We start from the raw sequence: 21,762 nt of genomic DNA on the forward strand, positions 1-21,762 counted from the left end.
TAATTAGAATAAGAAATGGCAGAAATAGATAGCTCCGGTGGAGGCAAGAAAGGCGGAGGTAAAAAGCGAAGTAAAAAAATGTCAACCAAAATTGACATGACACCTATGGTGGACTTAGGCTTTTTATTGATTACTTTCTTCATGTTGACGACTACGTTGGCAAAGCCTGTAACCATGCAATTAAACATGCCTGACAAAACGGATACGAAGGAAACATCACCAGTTAAATTATCGGAAACCTTAACGGTTATTCCAGATGAGAACAAGGTGTATTACTACCAAGGTATTCCAACTGAGTCAGCTACAGTATTGGAGGTTACCGATTATTCAGCCACAGGAATTCGTAAAGTAATTGCGGATTTGAAAGCGAAAATCGGTGGTAACTTTACCTTAGTAATTAAGCCGACGAAGAAAGCGAAGTACCGTAACATGGTAGATATGCTTGATGAATGTGCGATCACGAATAATAAGCGTTATGCTTTATTAGAAATTGATCCAGCTTCTGAGGATTTAATAAAACGTTCAGGTAAATAATGGGTTTATCCCTTTTAATTAATTTTTAAATAGAATCAAATATGTCACAAGTAATAAGCAATGATGCTACGTTGGATGACATTATCTTTAAAGATAAGAACCGCGAGTTTGGGGCTTTTGTTTTAAGGACAACTTATCCAAAAGTAATCAAGCGGTCGGTATTACTAGGTTCGGCACTTTTTGTTGGAGCTTTATTATTGGCGGCATTCTGGAAACAGTTGACAGCTAATATTCAAGAGAAACAAGAGGTGACTGCCGAAGTAATGAAGTTGGACACTCCACCACCTGCAAAGAAAGTGGAATTGCCTCCTCCGCCACCACCGCCACCACCAAAAGAAATCCCTAAGGTAACGACTACCAAGTTCTTACCTCCTGAGATTAAGCATGATGAAGAAGTAACTAAGCCAGAACCTCCACCAGAGGAAGTAAAAGGCAATACAGCTTCTGAAACAGTAAAAGGAGAAACGGAAAATTATGAACCACCGGTTGATCCAGATGCTAGAGGTAAAGAGGAACCAGTTGAGCCACCTAAGCCAGCTGAGGATGAAATCTTTACTGCTGTTGAGCAAAATGCAGAATTCCCAGGTGGACCTGCTGCTTTTGGTAGATATTTACAAAGAAGTTTGAAATATCCATCAGCTGCTCAAAGAGCAAACGTTGGAGGTAAAGTATATGTTCAGTTCGTTGTTAATACGGATGGTTCTATTCAAGATGTTCAGGTTATTAAATCTGTCGGTTTTGGATGCGATGAAGAAGCCATTCGTGTAATTAAATCAGGTCCTAAATGGAATCCTGGTAAGCAAGCTGGACGTGCTGTACGTTCAAGATTTACACAGCCAATTACTTTCCAATTGTCTGAGTAAAATTTAAACTAGATTTATTTCAGACCTGCTAAAGTGTTTTTTGGCAGGTCTGTTTATTTAAAAGAGTTGTATGAAAAAACCAATTGCTATCTGGATTAATATTTTTTTTAGAGTTCTTGTATCATTTGCCTATGCTGGATTAGGATACTATGTGGCTTTTTTTTCAGAGTACCAACTTGGGTTCATGATGGGCATTCCAACAGTTTATCTGTTAGGCGTGCTTTTTATGATTTATGGAGCATTTCGTTTAGTTAGAGCTTTTATTTATTTTAAAGAAAACGATCATATAAATGAAGAAGATGCAAATGATGAATATGGTAAATATGAATCGTAAAATTAAATTCTTTTGCGTTATTGTATTTTCTCTTTCTTTGAGTTTTTGTTCTAAGAAAGTTGATGAAAAAGTAAAAGATGGGCCTGCTACTGGTAATATTACTATAGCTGTTGATGAATCGTTCCAACATGTGTTGGAAGCTGAAAAAACAGCCTTTGAGGATAATTATCATTTTGCCAAAATTAATTTACAATTTAGTGTTGAAAATCAAGCTATTGCTGATTTATTGAATGATAAGGTTCGTGCTGCTGTGGTTTCACGTGATTTGACCGAGTCAGAAAAAGAAGTTTTTACACGAGAAAAAATTACTTATCGTAGTTTCCGATTTGGTGCCGATGGAATTGCGTTATTGGTTTCCAAGGAAAATACAGATACTTTGTTGAGTCTGCCACAGTTAAAGAATATTTTAGCAGGTAAAAATAGTACTTGGGAATCCATTGGTTCTAAAAAGTCGAAAGGGGAGATTACTTTAGTTGTCGATAAGGCTAATTCCAGTAATATCAAGTTTTTAATGGATAAGTTTGGGCTTCGTTCTTCCGATCCATTGCATGTTTTCGCTGCTGGATCAAACAAGGAGGTAATTGAATATGTCAAGAATCATCGAAATTCCATTGGAATTGTTGGTTCTAATTGGATAAGTGATGGAGATAATCCAACTTCTTTGGGATTTATTCGTTCTGTTAATGTTGTTTCTATTTCAGAAAATGAAGGGGCAGCATACTATCAACCTTTTGGCTATAATTTAGCCTTAAAAAAATATCCCTTACGGAGGGAGATTAAAATAGTACTGAAGGAGTCGTATTTAGGATTAGGTACAGGCTTTGTTAATTATGTTTGCGGAGATATGGGACAATTAATTGTTTTGAAGGAAGGCTTAATTCCTCTGACCCGACCTATCACGATTAGACAGTATCAAATTAGCCAATAAAAAAACTTTTATAGACCATTTTTGAAATTATTCAAAGATTTATAATTATTTTTGTAACCTATTGTTAATTTAACTTTTTCGGTATTTAGTTGAATTTTTTCAATGCAAGCCTAAGAATATAACATTAAAGCTTTTAATTTTTATTTACAATGAAGAAAATGAAATCGTGGATTTTGGGATTGGGTCTAATCGTATCCAATATCGCTTTTGGTCAAACTGTACAAGATGGTGTCAATTTCATAGACCGTCATCAACCCAATAGAGCCAAACAAGTGTTTGAATCGTTAGTGGCTTCGGCTCCAACAGGTGAAAATTATTTTTATCTAGGGTATTATTTTTTACACAGACGTGATTGGAATGCTGCCAAGGATGCTTTTGAAAAAGGAAAGGCGGCTGATCCTAAAAATTATTTAAATCAGGTAGGTTTAGCTTCCATTTTAGTGGGCCAAAATAATGTAAATGCAGCAAAGGTTGAGTTTGATCGTATTTTAGCTGAAACTAAATCGAAAAATCCTGAAATTTTATATCGTATCGCTGAGGCATATGAAATGTATTACATTTTAGGTAAAGAAGATAGTTTCAATGCATCTAATAATGATCCAGCTGAAGCGATTCGCTTGATTGATTTGATTCAAGAAAAAACTAAGAAATTGCCGACTCCGGAGCAGTATATTGTTAAAGGTGACGCATATTTAATCAAGAATGACGGAGGTAATGCGGTAACTGCTTATGAGCAGGCTATTTTACAAGACCCTAAAAATGTCAAGGCCAAAATTAAAATTGGTGTAGTTTATTTACGTGGTAAAAATTACAAGGAAACGCAATCAAGATACAAGGAGGCTTTAGATTTGGATTCGAACTATGCCCCGGGTATTAAGCGTTATGGTGAGTATTTAATCGTAGGTAATCAATATAAAAATGCTTCCCGTTATTTTAGAAAATATTTAGAGAAAGCTGAAGCTACTCCAGAAGTTACATTAGAAACCGCTAAATTATTGTTCTTGTCAAAGGATTATGAAGGAGCAATGAAATACACTGGTGAGGCTGAATCAAAGGGTGTGAAGGATAATGATATCTTTAGAATGCGTGGATATTCAAATGTTGAGATGGGTAACTTTCAACAAGGAATTGATAACTTAGATGGAATGGTGAAACGTGGCGTTAAGCCTTTTTACCAAGATGACATTTATTTTGGAAAAGGTTATCAAGGTTTAGGCAAGGATTCATTGGCAATTGCTTATTTCGAAAAAGCTGCACCTTTAGATACCAATAACAATGTTTATTCCATGATTCATGATATACGTTATAAACAAAAGAGATATTTAGACGCTTCTGCAGCAGGTTTGAATAGTATCAATTGGAAAAAGAAGAAAAATCAAACTGTAGGTTCAGGTGATTACTTCAAAGTCGCAATGGATTTGTATTTGACAGCTGCTTATATTAATAAAGCTGATACCATTGCACGACCTGCCATGGCGATGAGAGCTGATTCAATGTTTGCCAAAGCGATTGAAATTAATGACAAGTGGCCTCCATTTTATATAAACAAGGCTCGTGCAAATAACTTTGTTGATTTTAATGGAACAAGATGGTTGGGCCGTGAAAATTACGAGAAGTTTTTGACTGCTGTGGATACACAAAAAGCTGATAAAGCATCTCAATATAAGGAAGATAAAAATCAACTTTTCGAAGCTTATAAATATTTAGGGGGATATCATTTATCTGTAACTAAAGATGAAGCTAAAGCAAAGGAACTATTTACTAAGGCACAAGAGATTAAAGCTGATGATCCAGATATCAAGGCATATTTTAATCCAGAACCTGCAGTAGCACCCAAAAAATAATTGAAATAAAAAGGCTATCAGAAATGGTAGCCTTTTTTTATGTGCTAACTTTGTTTAAAATTTAATGTATGTCATACGCTGTAATAACCGGAGGAAGTAAAGGAATAGGAAAAGAAATTGCTTTGGAATTAGCTTCAAGAGGATATAATTTATTGATTGTTGCTCGTAATTCTTATGAATTGCAAATGGTCAAAGATGAAATCAAAAAGAAATTTAATTTAGAAGTTGAATTTCTAGTTGCGGATTTATCTCAAATGGATGCCATTGATAGACTGTATGAATGGGTGATTGAAAAGAATGTTGACGTTAGGATATTAGTTAATAATGCTGGCTATGGTTTAGTTGGAGCATTTGAAAAATACAGTTTGTCTGATCATCAAAAAATGATGCAGGTAAATATGAATGCTGTGGTAGAATTATGTTATCGATTCTATCCAATCTTAGAGGGTAAAGGTCAGACTTACATTTTGAATATAGCTAGTTCGACTGCCTACCAAGCAATTCCTTTAATGAGTTTATATGCAGCTACCAAAGTGTTTGTATTGAATTTTTCGCGTGGCTTGCATCATGAATGGAAGTCTAGAGGAATTTCAGTTACAGCAGTTAGTCCAGGTGCAACAAGCACTTCTTTTAATGATCGCGCGAATTTGCAGGAAAAAGCACGTAAGGCTGCTGAAAAAGTTACTATGACACCAGAGGCTGTAGCAAAATTGGCAATTGAGGGAATGTTTGCTAAAAAACCAGAAGTTATTACTGGTTTTATTAATAAATTAGGGGCATTTCTAGCATGGATTGCACCTAAGTCAATTAGTGAGAAAGTGGCTAAGGGTATTTATGAATAATGAGAAAAATAGAAAGGGTTTAGCAATTGCTAAACCCTTTCTATTTTTTACTTTATGATAACGATTCTTTTGACATTATTTTGATTATTTGTTTTTATTTGAATAACATAAATTCCATTCTTAAATTCTAGGTTTTCTAATTTTATTTTGGTGTAATTTTCTAAATATTTTTTCGCAAATATTAATTCTCCGCTAAGATTATACACGTTTATTTCTGGATTAATTAACATTTCTTCTGAGTTTATATTTACTATTTCTCCGTTGTTTGGATTTGGGTAAATTGAAATATTGTCAATTTTCACCGTCAAATATTGTTCATTATTTTTTTCATCTTGCGTATTTAGAGTAACCGGTTTTTTGATGGATGGATTCGGTCGTATTTTTATTGGTTCGCTAAATTCCGACCAACAACCATTCATATTTTGAAGTCTATATTGGAGATTTTCTTCTTTTGAAGAATAAATGGTCGGACTTGTTTTTCCATTTGTCCACTCATATTTTAGTCCAACTTCATTGACACTAATTTTTGCTGAATCATTAGGTATGAATTCAATGATTTGTGAATTGACTACTGGTTTTGCGGGAGCATTGATAACATTAATATACCTTGTTTCTGACCAATCAGACCAGCAAATTCCATTGTTACTAATTCTAAGTTGAACCGGGTATCTCCCATTTTTTAATTGTTGAAATTTTAGATTATCAGTATTGCTCGAGTCGCTCCATTGGTAAAACGAATACCGTTCTTTGCTAGTCAAAGCAATCATTTCTTTCAAACACACATCGGATTTAGGGATTTGAATGATCGGTTTCTGAATGGTTGGGAATCTTTCAATAATTACTAGTTCAGAGCGGTAAATGCAACTATTTTTTTTATAAACGGCCTGATACATACCATTTTCAATCGTTGAATTTAAACTTTCTGTTACTGCATATGTATGCCCGTCTTTTTCCCAATAGAGAAAGTTGGCATGTTCAGAGCCATAACTTTTTAATGTTATCGGGGAATTTGAACATATGAAATCACCGAAATTTTTAGATATGGTAATGATAGGCTTTTTGATTTCAGGAAGATAAAATGAATCAAATTTTTTGTTGAAATCCAAGCAAGATAATTGCACCACTCTATTTGAATCGCCCTGCAATATTAATTCGAATTCATCTATATCTTTACGAATTAAGCTAGAAAAATAGTTTTCATTTTGAATATTTTCGCATCCTTTAAGTTTTATTAGATAGAAAGAGCTATCGCAATTCGTTTCTATTTCAAACGTTAATTTCTTCATAATCCCTTCAGATATTGGATTTATTGGTTCAATAATTTCCTCTGGAACAGGTTTAATTATTACCACTGGTTCAGAAATCGGGGCTACTGGAGTACTTGGAGTAGCTTCGTTAATAGGTGGATTAATAACCACTACGACCTCGGGTTCTACGGTTGGTTGTTTCACTACCAGGACTGAGTCGATGACCGGTGCAGGTGTAGTTGCAATGACCACTGGTTCCGAAATTGGGGCAAGGGGTGAACTCGGTGTTGTCTCTATAACGGCTGGATTAACAACCACTAAGACCTCAGGTTCTATGGTAGGCTGTTTCACTACCACGACTGAATCGATGACCGGTGCAGGTGTAGTTGCAATGACCACTGGTTCAGAAATTGGAGTAACCGGTGTGCTTGGAGTAGCTTCGCTAATAGGTGGATTAACAATAACAGCGACCTCAGGCTCTATGGTTGGTTGTTTCACTACCACGACTGAATCGATGACCGGAGCAGTTGGAGCAGCAATGACTACTGGTTCAGAAATCGGGGCTACCGGAGTACTTGGAGTAGCTTCGCTAATAGGTGGATTAACAACTACGACCTCGGGTTCTACGGTTGGTTGTTTCACTACCAGGACTGAGTCGATGACCGGTGCAGGTGTAGTTGCAATGACCACTGGTTCCGAAATTGGGGCAAGGGGTGAACTCGGTGTTGTCTCTATAACGGCTGGATTAACAACCACTAAGACCTCAGGTTCTATGGTAGGCTGTTTCACTACCACGACTGAATCGATGACCGGTGCAGGTGTAGTTGCAATGACCACTGGTTCAGAAATTGGAGTAACCGGTGTGCTTGGAGTAGCTTCGCTAATAGGTGGATTAACAATAACAGCGACCTCAGGCTCTATGGTTGGTTGTTTCACTACCACGACTGAATCGATGACCGGAGCAGTTGGAGCAGCAATGACTACTGGTTCAGAAATCGGGGCTACCGGAGTACTTGGAGTAGCTTCGCTAATAGGTGGATTAACAACTACGACCTCAGGTTCCACGATAGGCTGTTTCACTACCACGACTGAATCGATGGCCGGTGTAGGTGTAGTTGCAATGACCACTGGTTCCGAAATTGGGGCAAGGGGTGAACTCGGTGTTGTCTCTATAACGGCTGGATTAACAACCACTAAGACCTCAGGTTCCACGATCGGCTGTTTCACTACCACGACTGAATCGATGACCGGTGCAGGTGTAGTTGCAATGACCACTGGTTCAGAAATTGGGGCAAGGGGTGCACTCGGTGTTGTCTCTATAACGGCTGGATTAACAACCACTAAGACCTCAGGTTCCACGATAGGTTGCTTCACAACCACTACAGAATCGATGACCGGAGCAGTTGGAGTAGTAATAGCCACTGGTTCCGAAATTGGGGCAAGGGGTGAACTCGGTGTTGTCTCTATAACGGCTGGATTAACAACCACTAAGACCTCAGGTTCCACGATCGGCTGTTTCACTACCACGACTGAATCGATGGCTGGAGCAGGTGGAGTTGCAATGACCACTGGTTCAGAAATTGGGGCAAGGGGTGCACTCGGTGTTGTCTCTTTAACGGCTGGATTAACAACCACTACGACCTCAGGTTCCACGATAGGTTGCTTCACAACCACGACAGAATCGATGACCGGTGCAGTTGGAATAGTAATAGCCACTGGTTCAGAAATTGGGGCTACCGGAGTACTTGGACTAGGTTCGTTAATAGGTGGATTAACCACTTCAACTTCGGGTTCTACGGTAGGCTGTTTCACTAATGCGACTGAATCGATGGCTAGAGCAGGCGGAGTTGCAATGACCACTGGTTCAGAAATTGGAGTAACCGGTGTGCTTTGAGTAGCTTCGTTAATAGGCGGATTAACTACTACGACTTCGGGTTCTACGGTAGGCTGTTTCACTAATGCGACTGAATCGATGGCCGGAGCAGTTGGAGTGGCAATGACCACTGGCTCTGAAATTGGGGCAAGGGGTGCACTCGGTGTTGTCTCTATAACGGCTGGATTAACAACCACTACGACCTCAGGTTCTATGGTAGGCTGTTTCACAACCACGACTGAATCGATGGCTGGAGCATGCGGAGTTGTAATGACTACCGGCTCTGAAATTGGGGCAACCGGTGTGCTTGGGGTAGCTTCGCTAATAGGTGGATTAACAACTACGACCTTAGGTTCTACGGTTGGTTGTTTCACTACTACGACTGAATCGATGACCGGAGCAGGTGTAGTTGCAATGGCTACTGGCTCCGAAATTGACGCAACCGGTGTGCTTGGGGTAGCTTCGCTAATAGGTGGATTAACAACTACGACCTCGGGTTCCACGATAGGTTGTTTAACTACTACGACAGAATCTATGACTGGAGCAGTTGGAGCAGCAATGACTACTGATTCAGAAATTGGAGCAAGGGGTGTGCTTGGGGTAGCTTCGTTATTAGGTGGATTAACAACTACGACCTCGGGTTCCACGATAGGTTGCTTCACAACTACGACTGAATCGATGACTGGTGCAGGTGTAGTTGCAATGACCACTGGCTCTGAAATTGGGGCAACCGGTGTGCTTGGAGTAGCTTCGTTAATAGGTGGATTAACAACCACTACGACCTCAGGTTCTACGGTTGGTTGTTTCACAACCACGACAGAATCGATGACCGGTGCAGTTGGAGTAGTAATAGCCACTGGTTCCGAAATTGGGGCAAGGGGTGAACTCGGTGTTGTCTCTATTACGGGTGGATTAACAACCACTTCAACTTCAGGTTCCACGATCGGCTGTTTCACTACTGCGACAGAATCGATGGTTGGCGCAGTTGGAGCAGCAATTGCCACTGGTACGGAAATTGGCGCAACCGGTGTACTTGGGGTAGCTTCGCTAATAGGCGGATTAACTACTATGACCTCGGGTTCCTCGATAGGTTGCTTCACAACCACGACTGAATCGATGACTGGTGCAGTTGGAGTTGCAATGACTACTGGTTCAGAAATTAGAGCAACCGGTATGCTTGAGGTAGCTTCGTTAATAGGAGGATTAACAACTACGACCTCAGGTTCTGTAATCGGAGTCGAAGGAGTTGGTTTTGATTCTGCGATCGGCTGATTGTTTGCAACTGTAGGTTGTTTTTCAATTTCTGTAACGTTGTTATTTATGGTTGTTTCGGTTGTATTGGCGGCTGAAACTGTCGCTGGATTAGATATTTCAGGTTTACTTTCAGCAACTATAGGTGGTATTTGTACCTTTATAGTTGTATCTATTGCTATTGGAGTTTGTGTTACTAATGGGGTTTCTATCGGTTTTACCTGCTCTTCTTTTTCCCATTGAATTTCGATGGTATGTTCTTCACTCGAATTTTGACTATCTATAACAATTACTTTAACGAAACCAGTTGAATTAAATGGGCCTATGATTGGATTCGACGAATTTGGATTCTCGATCGGTGCTGATGCTGACCAAAAATATTGGTAAGGGGCTAGTCCTTTTTGAGCCGTAACTATGTTAGCGGTATTATATCTTTCATTTCCTTTGAGTTTTGTATTTTGTCCTGCGTTCGCAATTAATTTAGCAGGAACTAAAACATCCAATTTTGATCTTGGGCCTTCACATTCATTTACTTTTTGGGAAACCCATCTACTTAAAATAAGATCATTTGATTCCGTATTCACTATATTTTTTACCGTAATTGTGCTTGCAGTACTTAGGTAATCCATATCTCCTTCGTTTAAATACCAAATATTATTCGTTCCTCCACTTGCTTTGAAAGTAATATTTGAACCGCTTTTTATAATCAACGGAGTTCCTGCATTTTGAGGAGCAGCGGGTGGCATGTATGATTGTGCAGTGGTACCTTTACTAGGTAGACTCTCGCAACCATTTTTAAAACATGTTGCTTTGAATGTGGCTGGATTTAAATCACTTGATACAAATGAAAATTTTGCTCCTTCGGAAAATTTTTCATTATTCGAATTGTACCAAAAAGTTGTATGGGGTGAACAACCATTGGAAGTCACAGATATTGGACTATTTATGCAACCTTTAAACAAAGAGCTACTATGTGTTGGTATAGGAGATGTTTTAATTTGGATACTGACTTCATTGCTTGTTCTAGGGCATGTTTCTGTTTGATTCAAATTGATTAATGAACCTTCATTATCATTGTTATTACTTACCTGGAATTCAACACGAATTTTTATTTTATGTGCATCAATTTGGCTAGAGGCTTGATTAATAATTAATTCCGAATTTTTTGTTCCTGAAAATATCCCATCATCAACCATATCTTGGAAAGGGCCTCCATTGATGGATCTAGTCCATTGGTAATTTTTTACATTTGCTTGAATTTGACTTGGAATATTAACTTTCAAAACGCCATTCGAGCGCTCACAAATTAATGGATTTAGGATGGATTCAATGGTATTCAAGGTAATTTGGGCATCATTAGAGATAATTTCACAATTATTTAACGAGACTTTAACTCGATACTGTGTTCCAGTCGGATGTTCAATTCCGCCAGTTGGATAAATTTGATAATTGGAGCTAGTAGCACCAGCAATAGATTTAAAATCAGTATCGTTGGGTCTTTTCTTTTCCCATTGAAATTTGGCTCCATTGCTTTCTACTAGCATTCGGATACTATTGCCTTCGCAGTCTGTTTGACTAATTGGCTGTTTGGTGATTTCTGGGCATTGTGCATTTGAGGTATAAATGGACAAGCAAAAACATAAAATGGTCAGGTATAGGATTGTATAAGATTTCATAATGGGCAGGTATGTTTAATATTTGCCCGAAATAATACATTGTTTTTAAATCAAAAAAGCCATTAAAATGGCTTTTTGATTTAATATAAGTAAAGTGATAATTTAAAGAGGTAACTGATTGATAATCATTTGATTGTAAAATTATCAATTTCTCTATTTAGATGTCACATATTTTAACAGCTTGTTCGAGAGAGGCCATTTTATCGGCTTTTGCAGGAATAAATTCTTGTCCTATAAATCCTTTATAACCTGTATCATAAATTGCTTTGATGATAGCTGAATAATTTAACTCTTGCGTTTCATCGATTTCATTTCTACCTGGAACACCGCCTGTATGATAATGAGAAATATATTGATAATTCTTTTTAATGGTAGCGATTACGTCCCCTTCCATGATTTGCATATGGTAAATATCATATAAAAGTTTGAATTTATCAGATCCAACCATTTCACACAAAACAGCACCCCATTCCGTATGATCTGCTTGATAGTCTTTGTGATTAACTTTTGAATTCAATAATTCCATAGAAATGGTTACATCATATTTTTCAGCTGTTTTCATGATTCTTTGTAAACCCATTTTACAGTTGATTAATCCTTGCTCATCACTCAAACCATTTCGATTTCCTGAAAATGTGATCAAATTTTTCACGCCTGCCTTTGCCGCTTTTGGGATTAAATCTTCATAAAATTGAACCAATAAATCATGGTTTTTAACTTTATTAAAGAAATTGGGTAAGCCCATCCCTTCAGGATATTTCCCCCATCCAATGGCTGCTGTCATGTCATATTTTTTTAAAATATCCCATTCATCAGGTCCTGTTAACTCAATCGATTGTAAGCCTATTTTCTTGGCATTGACTACTAGTTCCTCAAATGGTATTTTATCATAACACCATCTGCATGCTGAGTGGTTTACTTTTCCTTTCAAATCTGCACCAACTTGACGGTCAGATTCTTGAAACCTTTTTTCCATATTGGTATTTAACATGCCAACGGATGCTAATCCCAACGAATTTTTTAAAATATCTCTTCTTGAGAAATTACTTTTCATGTTGCCTAGGTTTTAAATGTTTTATTGAAATAGGTTTATAAAATTATTAGTAAAAATTTGACTTGTTTTAAAAATCAAGTTTGGAAAAATTCCAAACAAGATACTTAAAATTCCTAACGAATATAAACTAAAGGTTTCTAAATATGTTAAATCTGGCATTACCCAATTTTCATTTTTTAAATAGACCTTACCCAAGTAGATTTTTTGGAATGTCCATAATAAATACCCTGCTCCTAATAAAATTCCTATTGAACCTAAAATTGCCCAAATGGCATGTGAATGAATACTGGTAAATCCGCCCATTAAACTGAAAAATTCACCTATAAATCCTGAAAATCCTGGCAAGCCTAGTGATGCAAAAATCGCTATTCCTGAAATGGCAGTAAATTTGGGCATCAGATTAGCTAGTCCGGCATAGCTATCGATGTTTCGATTTCCAGTTCGATCGTATATGACGCCCACCATCAAAAATAGCATGGAAGATAAAATGCCATGCGATATAGATTGAAAAATGGCGCCTTGAACTCCTTCGGCATTCAATGAGGCAATTCCGATTAATACAAATCCCATGTGAGAAATGGAGGAGTATGCAACTAATTTTTTCAAATCGCTCATAGCTAAGGCATTATATGCACCGTAAATGATTGAAATGGCTCCTAATGCCGATAAAATATTGGCATTTTGAACGGCTTCTACACTGAAAAATGGAAAGCATATTCTTAACCAACCATAGGCTCCAATTTTCAATAAAACACCTGCTAAAATAACCGAAATTGGAGTCGGAGCTTCTACGTGTGCATCGGGTAACCAAGTATGTAAAGGAACTAAAGGTAATTTGATCGCAAATCCGATAAATAGTAACCAAAATGCCCAAAATCTAGCCGAATAGCCGGATAATAACCAGCCAGAATTACTATGAAGAATACTTCCAATTTGGCAATTCCTTGGGTCCGTTAACGCCTGGATATCAAAACTGTGTATTATTTGATTGGTAGGAATTTCTTGATTAGCTATTGCATTTTGAATGGCTTGTAGTCCTTCCATTCCAAAATTTTGGCCTTCTGTAATTAGTCCAATATTAATAGCCGTTTCATAAGGGTCTACATATGCAATTCCCATTCCCAACATAACAATTAGAATAAATAAAGAGCCCACTAAGGTATAAATGAAGAATTTTAAGGATGCATAGTTTTTTCTTGGTCCCCCCCAAATGCCAATGAGGAAATACATAGGCAAAAGCATGAATTCAAAAAAGATGTAAAACAAAAAAAGGTCTTTGGCCAAAAAACAGCCAATGATGGATGCATTTAAAAGCAATATCAATGAAAAATACCCATTTAATTTTTCTTTAATGACTGAAGAATTTAAGATGGCGATAAAACTGATCAAACCAGTTAAAATGACCAAACCTAAACTTAATCCATCAATACCTAAGTTATAATTCACATGAAATTCTCCCAAGCTTCCTAAATTCAGATTAATCCATTGGAATGATTCTTCCAGTTGAAAATTGGGAGTGTTGAAATCAAACAGAAAATAGATATAAGCAATTAACACTAATTGAATACCAGAAAATAGGCTGGCAATCTTTGGAACGATTGATCCTAATTTTCCGCTAGCAATCAGGAACGAACCTATGAGCGGTATGATGATTAAGAGGGATAAAATAGAGAATGCTTGCATATTTGTATTCCGATTAATTCGGTAAAAATTACATCAAAAAATAAAGTAAAAATAGTCCAAACGTAATAAAAATAAGGATCCAATATGATCGAACCTTTCCAGATTGCCATCGACTAAAATACATCCCCATTGATTGGCTAAGCTGAGCTGTCAATTTAACCAATATTCCATCAATAACTTTCGAGTCGAACCAAGCAGAAAGATGTGCGATGACCACTTGCGATTGATAAATACCATTGATTGATTTGTCGAATAATTTAATTTCAACCAAATTGGCGATCCTACTTTTGTAAAATACAATGGTAAACAGGTTTGGCCAAAATTTGGGCATAAATTGGTAATTATTGCTTGGAATCCAATTTCTTGTCAAATAAGTAAAGGCTATGCCTCCAATCCATGTGAACGCTGAAATGTACAGCCAATAATCGGGAGCATGGTAAATATTTAGTTGAAAATGCCGCAATAAACTTGAATTTGATGCATCGAGTGGATTCCAATGTATCCAAATAGATAAACTTAAGCAAGCCAAAACTATAATAGGAATTATTTGAAGGCAATTCGTTGGGGTATTTTGGAAGCTCAAACCTTTCCTGTTTTCCCCTAAAAATATGAGATAAAATTGCCTTGAAATATAAAAGGAACTTAAAAGCATGCCCAATCCAAGAGAAATCAACAAAGCTATATAAATGCCTGAATAAACACTTTGAGTACTGTATTCAATCAAATATCCAGCTAAATTTTCCTTGGAAATAAATCCGGAAGTAAATGGAATACCAATCAATCCAAGTCCAAAAATGAAATAAGCGACCGTATTGATTGGCATGAATTTCTTTAATCCACCCATTTGATCTAAACTTTGCGCATCAAGATTTTTACTAGATTCTTGGTGATGGATATAGTGAATGACATACCCAGCGGATAAAAATAACCCTGCTTTAAATATCCCGTGAACCACCAAATGCAATAGGGAAACTCCACTTCCCATTCCCATCCACATCAAACCAATTTGTGAAATAGTTGAATAGGCAAGTGTTTTTTTGATATCATTTTGAAAAAGAGCAAAAATAGCACCTGCTAGCAATGAAATGGCTCCAATGACGGCCATCATTAAGTGTGTTTCTTCTCCAACAATTGGAAATATTCGAATTCCTAAAAATACGCCTGCGGTAACCATGGTCGCGGCATGAATTAAAGCGGAAGCCGGTGTTGGTCCTTCCATGGCATCTGGCAACCAGGACATTAAGGGGAATTGGGCCGATTTTCCAATACCACCAGCTAATAGGGCCAATCCAATGTAGAAGGGGGCAGTTCCAAAAAGACTCACGTCCATGTCGGAAAAACGGTCACTTTTGAAATGCATAAATAGGGCAAAAAAGCCAATGAGTAAACCTATGTCGCCTAATCTATTTAACAAAAAGGCTTTTTTGGCAGCCTTATTAGCTCGTTCTTTTTGGTGCCAAAATCCAATAAGTAGAAATGAACATGCGCCAACTAATTCCCATGAACCATAAAAAATCCAAATTTGATCGGTTAAAACCAAGGCTAACATGGCACCTACAAATAAGTGTAAATAGGTATAGTATCGTCCTATTTTAAGCTCACTTTTTAAGTAGGATTTTGAAAAGATTTGTACAAAAAATGCCACCAAGGTCACGAGAACGACCATTATTTGAGCGGGAGAATCGATGAAAAAGCTAGCTTTATACAAGTGTTTTCCCACTGTGAACCAAGGGAAACTCGCCCTGGCTATTTGTCCTTTTAACAAAAGCACTAAACTTATGCCTAAAATGAAACTAATGCCGGAAAGAAAAATGGAAAATACGGAAGTGTATCGTTGAAGTTTTTTGGGAAAAAATCCTATGATCAGTGCTGAAATCCAGGGACTTAGGATAAGCATAGAAAATAAGAAAGGTAATCCCATAGGGTTGCTCGATTTAATTGACAAATATAAGGGATATATCGTAGAAAATCGAATAGATGGCTTGTTTTAGCCACCGCTAACAGGAGGAATCAAGGCAATTTCCATTCTTTCTTCCACGACGAAATCATTTTCAGGAAAATGTTGTTCCACCGCAATTCTTAAGGATGGAAGTTCCCTCAATTCGGGGAAATCGGTTTTTAAGGCTTGCAGCAATTCGCCTGCCTTCATTTTTTGTTCACAGGAATACTCAATTTCCTTTTGCTTGAGTAAATCACGTGTAATACCGAAAAGGAGAATTTTATAAGTAGGCATTTGATTGAAGGCAATTTTGTACCTTTGTTTTCTTGTTTCGCAAATATATTGGATATTATTCAAAACGCTAACCTACAGCCTTCTCAACTTTTCGACAATCACGGTCGAATGATTAATTATTTGCGATTGGCTGTAACGGATCGTTGTAATTTGCGATGTTTCTATTGTATGCCTGAGGAAGGAGTTAAATATATGCCTGAAAAGCATTTACTCTCCTGGGAAGAAATGATCCGAGTGGTTCACCTTTTACATCAATTAGGCATACGTAAAATTCGAATAACTGGTGGAGAACCATTTGTACGGAATGGTTTGATGGAGTTTTTGGAAGAAATTGCTAAAATTCAAAATTTAGAAATTTGCTTGACATCCAACGGTGTATTATTGGAAAAGCATATTCCTGAATTATTGCGATTGGGCGTTCAATCCATCAATTTAAGTATGGATTCTTTGGACAAAGTACGATTCAAGCAAATTACTCGTAGGGATGATTTTGATGCGGTTTTCCGTAGCTTACAGACGCTCATAGAAGCCAAGATGAAAGTGAAAATCAATGCTGTTGTCATGGATGGAAAAAATGATAAAGACATACATTCTTTGGCTACATTTACTGAAAATAATCCTGTCTCGGTTCGTTTTATTGAAGAAATGCCTTTCAATGGTTTAGGCCAATCCGCCACAACCTTGAAATGGGATTTTATCCAAATTATTGAACATATAAAAGAGAAATTTCCAAATTTGGCACGCTTGGATAATAAATATGGTGATACTGCCATGAATTATCAGATACCCGGTTTTGCTGGAAATATTGGAGTCATTGCTGCTTTTAGCCGTACCTTTTGTGGAACTTGTAATCGATTAAGAATTACTGCCAAAGGGGAGGTGAAGACTTGTTTGTATGATGATGGCGTCTATGATTTGAAGAATTTACTTCGGCAAAATGCCTCAGATGAGGAAATTAAAAATACAATTATTGCATTGAATACCAAAAGGCCATTGGATGGTTTTGAGGCTGAAAAAAATAGAAAGAATGTCATTCAAGAATCAATGACAACTATTGGAGGTTAATATGAATAGAATTACGAACTTTTTTGAGAAAATTGATGATTTAAAAGTCTTAGTGATCGGTGACTTGATGATTGACGCCTACACATGGGGAAAAGTTAGTCGAATTTCACCTGAAGCACCTGTTCCAGTTGTAAATGCCATTAAACGAGAATCTCGATTGGGTGGTGCTGGAAATGTGGTCATGAATATCGCTAGTTTAGGTGCCAAACCTTATATGATTTCTGTGTTAGGTGATGATGATGCAGGGAAGGAATTAGTACAACTTTTCGAAAAGGAAGGGCTTTCTGTGAATGGTTTACAGGTAGAAAGTGGACGTTCTACGACGGTGAAAGAAAGAATAATTGCTGGTTCACAGCAATTGTTGAGAATAGACACCGAAACAGATAAGGCCATCAGTAGTCAAACTTCGGAGGTTTTGTTGAATAAAGTCAAAGAGGTTTTACCATCAATTGACGTCATTATTTTTGAAGATTATGATAAAGGCGTATTGAGTGGTCAATTAATACAATCCATCATTGTACTGGCGAATGAACTAAATATTCCGACGGTTGTCGATCCTAAAAAGAAAAATTTCTTTTCATACCAAGGCGCCACTTTATTTAAACCTAATTTACATGAATTGAGGGATGGGCTAGGTCTATCCTCTGAGGATTTTGAAGGGGATAATTTGGCAAAAACGGTGCGTGATTTTAAAAATAGTCAGAAATTCAAAGGATTATTTGTTACGCTCTCCGAGAGAGGAGTTTTTATGGATTTTGCAGAAGAGCAAGTTCAAATACCTGCCCATATCCGTCAAATTGCAGATGTATCGGGAGCAGGAGATACCGTTATATCGATAGCAGCTTGTGCCTTAGCTTTGGGTTTAAGTCCAACAGAAATAGCTGGAATAGCGAATTTAGGAGGCGGATTAGTTTGCGAATCGTTGGGTGTTGTACCTATTCAAAAATCCTTGCTGAAGAAAGAGGCTGAAAAATTGTAAAAGGGGAAATTCAATTCCCCTTTTAATGGGTTACTATTATTTTACCCAAGCAGTAAATTCAATTTCCACCTTGTATTGAGGAGCAATCAAGGCAGATATTTCATAAATACCTGTTGTTGGTTTTACTTGTCCAAAAAAGTGGGCATGCGCTTTTGCGATGTCCAAATTTTTCGAAATATCTGTTGTGAAAATGCGTGTTCTTACTACGTCATGAATGGATGATCCTGCTTCTTCCAACACCACCGCAATTCGTTCAATGATGTTATATGTTTGTGCATAAAAATCATCAGCACCTACTTTTTCACCATCTATTAGGGCTACTGTTCCCGAAATTTCCAATAAATTTCCTGTTTTTACAGCTCGGCAATATCCGAAGGTATCTTCAAATGGCGAACCACTTGAAATGTTTAATCTATCTGTCATTATTTTTTTGATAATTATTTATTTTTTCCCACAATTCAGGTTTCGCTTTTTTAACGACTTCCCCGATTACAATCACTGCAGGATTGCTAAGTTCGTTTTTTTGAGCGATTTTATCAAGTTCAGAAGCAAAACCAATTCCGATTTTTTGGTTCGACATGGTTCCATTTTGTACAATGGCTGCTGAAATATCACCTTTGCCAATATCCTTGCAAATTTGTGCAATTTCCGATAAACGATGCATACCCATTAAAATGACAATGGTTGCACTCGATTGTAGTGCTAAAGACAAATCATTGCTTAAACTTCCATCTGATTTGGTGCCTGTCATGACCCAAAAACTTTCGTTAATTCCACGCATGGTCAATGGGATTTCTGCGCTTCCTGCAGCCGCATAAGAGGAACTAATTCCTGGAATGTAACCTGTTATGATGCCGAATTGTTGAGCAAATTCAATTTCTTCTTGTCCTCTACCAAACACAAATGGGTCTCCTCCTTTGAGCCTCACTACATGACCTAAGGAATAGGCTTTTTCAACAATCAATTGATTAATCTTATCTTGAGAATGACTTTCTCCCGGACGTTTTCCTACATATATTTTTTCAGCAGTAGGTTTGCAGTGGTCTAATAAAGAAATGTCAACCAATGCATCGTACAAAATGACATGAGCAGTTTGAAGTGCTTTTACTGCTTTCAAGGTTATCAATTCAGGGTCGCCAGGCCCTGCACCCACAACAGTTAATCGTGGCTGAGGTTCTAATCCCTTAAATCTACTTAAATTATCAATCATCTTAATTCGCAGCTATTTGTTGTCTAAATAGAATTGCATTTTGTAAAAAATCAAACGCTTCTTTTGAGTATGCAACAGCAAACTCTTCACTTGGCTCAAATTGATTAATTTGTAAAACTAATTCAGAAAACGTGTTTTTGGATATAGCAAATTCTCCAGTTTGTACAAAGTTTTCATCAAATCGGTTGATTACCGCCATTTGATTGGAAACGCTCACGCTTTTATCCAACAATAGTGCTTTGGCAGATGAAACAAAAACACTGTATGCATGGTAAATAGCATCTGCCCAACGTTTATCATCCAACGCACCTTGACACCAAGTATATTTTTCTTCCGATTCAAATAACAAAGTTGCCACTAAGTCAATCATTACTCCAGCACATTCCCCTACACCAATTTCTGTATAAAATGCATCTGCAGCACCCCAGTCGATAAATTCTTCCTCTTTTAGGTTTTGTAAATCAGCGATGGGTTTCAATAAATTATAAAAATATTTTTCACCTTGACGGTCATAATACTCATGGAAATATTCTCCTTCGGTTGAATTTTCTTCAAAATTATTCAGTATTACCCGTAAAACCTCTGGACCTCTTTTGGAAGGAACTTTAATCACTTTATCGGCAATTTTACCTTCGCCGTTACCTAAAGTTGCACCGCCCAATAGTACTTGCAAGGCAGGTAAAACCCTTTTATCTGGTGCTTTTAGGGATGAACCGTGAAAACCGATGGATGCCATTCCATGTTGCCCACAAGAATTCATGCAGCCTGAAATTTTGATTTTGATTTCATTATCGAAAATCAAATCCGGAAAATCTTGTGAAATAACTTCTTCCAATTTGGAAGTAATATTGGTGGAATCAGAAATCGCTAAGTTACAGGTATCTGTTCCTGGGCATGCTGTAATATTTGCTACAGAATTAGCTCCCGGAGAGGCTAAATTATGAGATTTCAATACCTCATATACATAGGGTAAATTCTGCATTGGAATATGTTTTAGCATCATACCTTGATTGATGGTGATGCGAATATCATTTCCAATATATCCTTGTAATTTTTCGATTAAACTTCTAGACGTATTGCTTGAAATATTGCCATTCAAAATTCGAACATAGACAGCATGTAAACCTGCTTGTTTTTGTTCAAATGTATTGGTTGATAGCCAAGTTTGATATTCTTTCGAATCATCCGCTGGTACATTGGAAAGATGGTTAGGAATTTCCACCTCCCATTTAGCTGCATCGTCAATTTCAAAAGTATGTACCTTCAATGCTTTAACCTCAGCTTCTACCAAATTGACAAACTCTTCAAAGCCGATTTTTTGAATCAAAAATTTCATTCTTGCCTTGTGGCGAGAATTTCTTTCTCCATGTCGATCAAAGACTCTTAAAATTGATTCAATGTATGGAATGATCTTATTTTCTTCAAGAAACTCAAAAGCAACTTTCGCTAACATTGGCTGTGCACCTAATCCGCCACCTACTACAACTCTAAAGCCTTTTTTGCCGTCTTGGATTTTTGGAATAAATCCAACGTCATGTAGGTAAGCTAAAGAAGTATCTTCTTCGGTATTTGAAAAAGACATTTTAATTTTTCTGCCCATTTCTTGGCAAATCGGATTACGCAAGAAATACCTAAATGCCGCATCTGCGTGAGGACTCACGTCAAAAACTTCCTTGGGATCTATACCTGAAGTAGGAGAGGCGGTAATGTTTCTTACTGTATTTCCGCAGGCTTCGCGTAAAGTAATGTCATCTTTTTCTAGTTCTGCCCACAGTTCAGGGGTGCGATCCAAAGAAACGAAGTGTATTTGGACATCTTGGCGAGTTGTCAAGTGTAAATTTCCAATAGAATATTCATCTGAAATATCGGCAATTCTCTTCCATTGATTAAAGGTTATTTTACCATAAGGAAGCTTGATACGCACCATTTGAACTCCCTGTTGACGTTGTCCATAAACACCACGAGCAAGACGTAAACTTCTGAATTTTTCTTCATGAATTTCCCCTGCTCGGAATTGCGCTATTTTATTCGCTAAATCAATGATGTCTTTTTCAACAATGGGATTTTCTATCTCTGAACGAAAACTTTGCATATTACAATATTTAGTACTATTAGTCTATATAATATATAGATTTTATCCAAAATT

16 protein-coding genes are annotated in these 21,762 nt (G+C 37.2%); 8 read left to right on the forward strand and 8 right to left on the reverse strand.

Annotated features, from left to right (window positions below):
• The first annotated feature begins 15 nt into the window (after positions 1-15).
• The 6 genes from V7S76_RS00900 to V7S76_RS00925 all read left to right on the forward strand — a co-directional run bounded on the left by V7S76_RS00900 (position 16) and on the right by V7S76_RS00925 (position 5,345).
• Positions 16-534 (forward strand): ExbD/TolR family protein, encoded by a 519-nt coding sequence (locus tag V7S76_RS00900; RefSeq protein WP_459508117.1) that lies wholly within the window; start codon positions 16-18, stop codon positions 532-534.
• Between the two features lie 41 nt (positions 535-575).
• Complete coding sequence (locus tag V7S76_RS00905; RefSeq protein WP_459508118.1) at positions 576-1,397, forward strand: energy transducer TonB; 822 nt, start codon at positions 576-578, stop codon at positions 1,395-1,397.
• A 70-nt stretch (positions 1,398-1,467) separates the two neighbouring features.
• Complete coding sequence (locus V7S76_RS00910; RefSeq protein ID WP_459508119.1) at positions 1,468-1,731, forward strand: hypothetical protein; 264 nt, start codon at positions 1,468-1,470, stop codon at positions 1,729-1,731.
• Positions 1,721-2,659, forward strand: coding sequence for a PstS family phosphate ABC transporter substrate-binding protein (locus tag V7S76_RS00915; RefSeq protein ID WP_459508121.1), 939 nt, complete (start codon positions 1,721-1,723; stop codon positions 2,657-2,659). The genes V7S76_RS00910 and V7S76_RS00915 overlap by 11 nt, the downstream gene beginning before the upstream one ends.
• A 149-nt stretch (positions 2,660-2,808) precedes the next feature.
• Entirely contained in the window at positions 2,809-4,503 is a 1,695-nt protein-coding gene (locus V7S76_RS00920; RefSeq protein ID WP_459508122.1) for a tetratricopeptide repeat protein, read from the forward strand.
• Between the two features lie 68 nt (positions 4,504-4,571).
• Positions 4,572-5,345, forward strand: a complete 774-nt coding sequence (locus V7S76_RS00925; RefSeq protein WP_459508123.1) for an SDR family NAD(P)-dependent oxidoreductase — start codon at positions 4,572-4,574, stop codon at positions 5,343-5,345.
• A gap of 47 nt (positions 5,346-5,392) precedes the next feature.
• Here V7S76_RS00925 and V7S76_RS00930 read toward each other — a convergent pair whose 3' ends face one another.
• The 5 genes from V7S76_RS00930 to V7S76_RS00950 form a co-directional block, all read right to left on the reverse strand.
• Positions 5,393-11,392 (reverse strand): T9SS type A sorting domain-containing protein, encoded by a 6,000-nt coding sequence (locus V7S76_RS00930; protein ID WP_459508124.1) that lies wholly within the window; start codon positions 11,390-11,392, stop codon positions 5,393-5,395.
• Positions 11,393-11,549: 157 nt separating this feature from the next.
• On the reverse strand, positions 11,550-12,446 hold the full coding sequence (locus V7S76_RS00935) for a hydroxypyruvate isomerase family protein (protein ID WP_459508125.1): 897 nt from the start codon (positions 12,444-12,446) through the stop codon (positions 11,550-11,552).
• A 21-nt stretch (positions 12,447-12,467) separates the two neighbouring features.
• On the reverse strand, positions 12,468-14,129 hold the full coding sequence (locus V7S76_RS00940) for a complex I subunit 4 family protein (RefSeq protein WP_459508126.1): 1,662 nt from the start codon (positions 14,127-14,129) through the stop codon (positions 12,468-12,470).
• 28 nt (positions 14,130-14,157) lie between these two features.
• Complete coding sequence (locus V7S76_RS00945; RefSeq protein ID WP_459508127.1) at positions 14,158-16,050, reverse strand: NADH-quinone oxidoreductase subunit 5 family protein; 1,893 nt, start codon at positions 16,048-16,050, stop codon at positions 14,158-14,160.
• 66 nt (positions 16,051-16,116) lie between these two features.
• On the reverse strand, positions 16,117-16,362 hold the full coding sequence (locus tag V7S76_RS00950; protein WP_459508128.1) for a MoaD/ThiS family protein: 246 nt from the start codon (positions 16,360-16,362) through the stop codon (positions 16,117-16,119).
• 57 nt (positions 16,363-16,419) lie between these two features.
• On the opposite strand from V7S76_RS00950, the gene moaA reads away from it, so the two are divergent.
• Positions 16,420-17,427 (forward strand): GTP 3',8-cyclase MoaA, encoded by a 1,008-nt coding sequence (gene moaA / locus V7S76_RS00955; RefSeq protein ID WP_459508598.1) that lies wholly within the window; start codon positions 16,420-16,422, stop codon positions 17,425-17,427.
• Between the two features lies 1 nt (position 17,428).
• Entirely contained in the window at positions 17,429-18,406 is a 978-nt protein-coding gene (locus V7S76_RS00960; RefSeq protein ID WP_459508129.1) for a bifunctional heptose 7-phosphate kinase/heptose 1-phosphate adenyltransferase, read from the forward strand.
• A gap of 36 nt (positions 18,407-18,442) precedes the next feature.
• Here the strand turns inward: V7S76_RS00960 and V7S76_RS00965 are convergent, their stop codons facing one another.
• The 3 genes from V7S76_RS00965 to V7S76_RS00975 are packed head-to-tail and all read right to left on the reverse strand — an operon-like array spanning position 18,443 to position 21,708.
• Positions 18,443-18,829, reverse strand: coding sequence for a RidA family protein (locus tag V7S76_RS00965; protein ID WP_459508130.1), 387 nt, complete (start codon positions 18,827-18,829; stop codon positions 18,443-18,445).
• Complete coding sequence (cobA, locus tag V7S76_RS00970) at positions 18,819-19,616, reverse strand: uroporphyrinogen-III C-methyltransferase (RefSeq protein ID WP_459508131.1); 798 nt, start codon at positions 19,614-19,616, stop codon at positions 18,819-18,821. The genes V7S76_RS00965 and cobA overlap by 11 nt, the downstream gene beginning before the upstream one ends.
• Position 19,617: 1 nt before the next feature.
• Entirely contained in the window at positions 19,618-21,708 is a 2,091-nt protein-coding gene (locus tag V7S76_RS00975; protein WP_459508132.1) for a nitrite reductase, read from the reverse strand.
• Positions 21,709-21,762 lie beyond the last annotated feature (54 nt).

It is taken from the genome of Aquirufa sp. ROCK2-A2, from assembly GCF_054558485.1.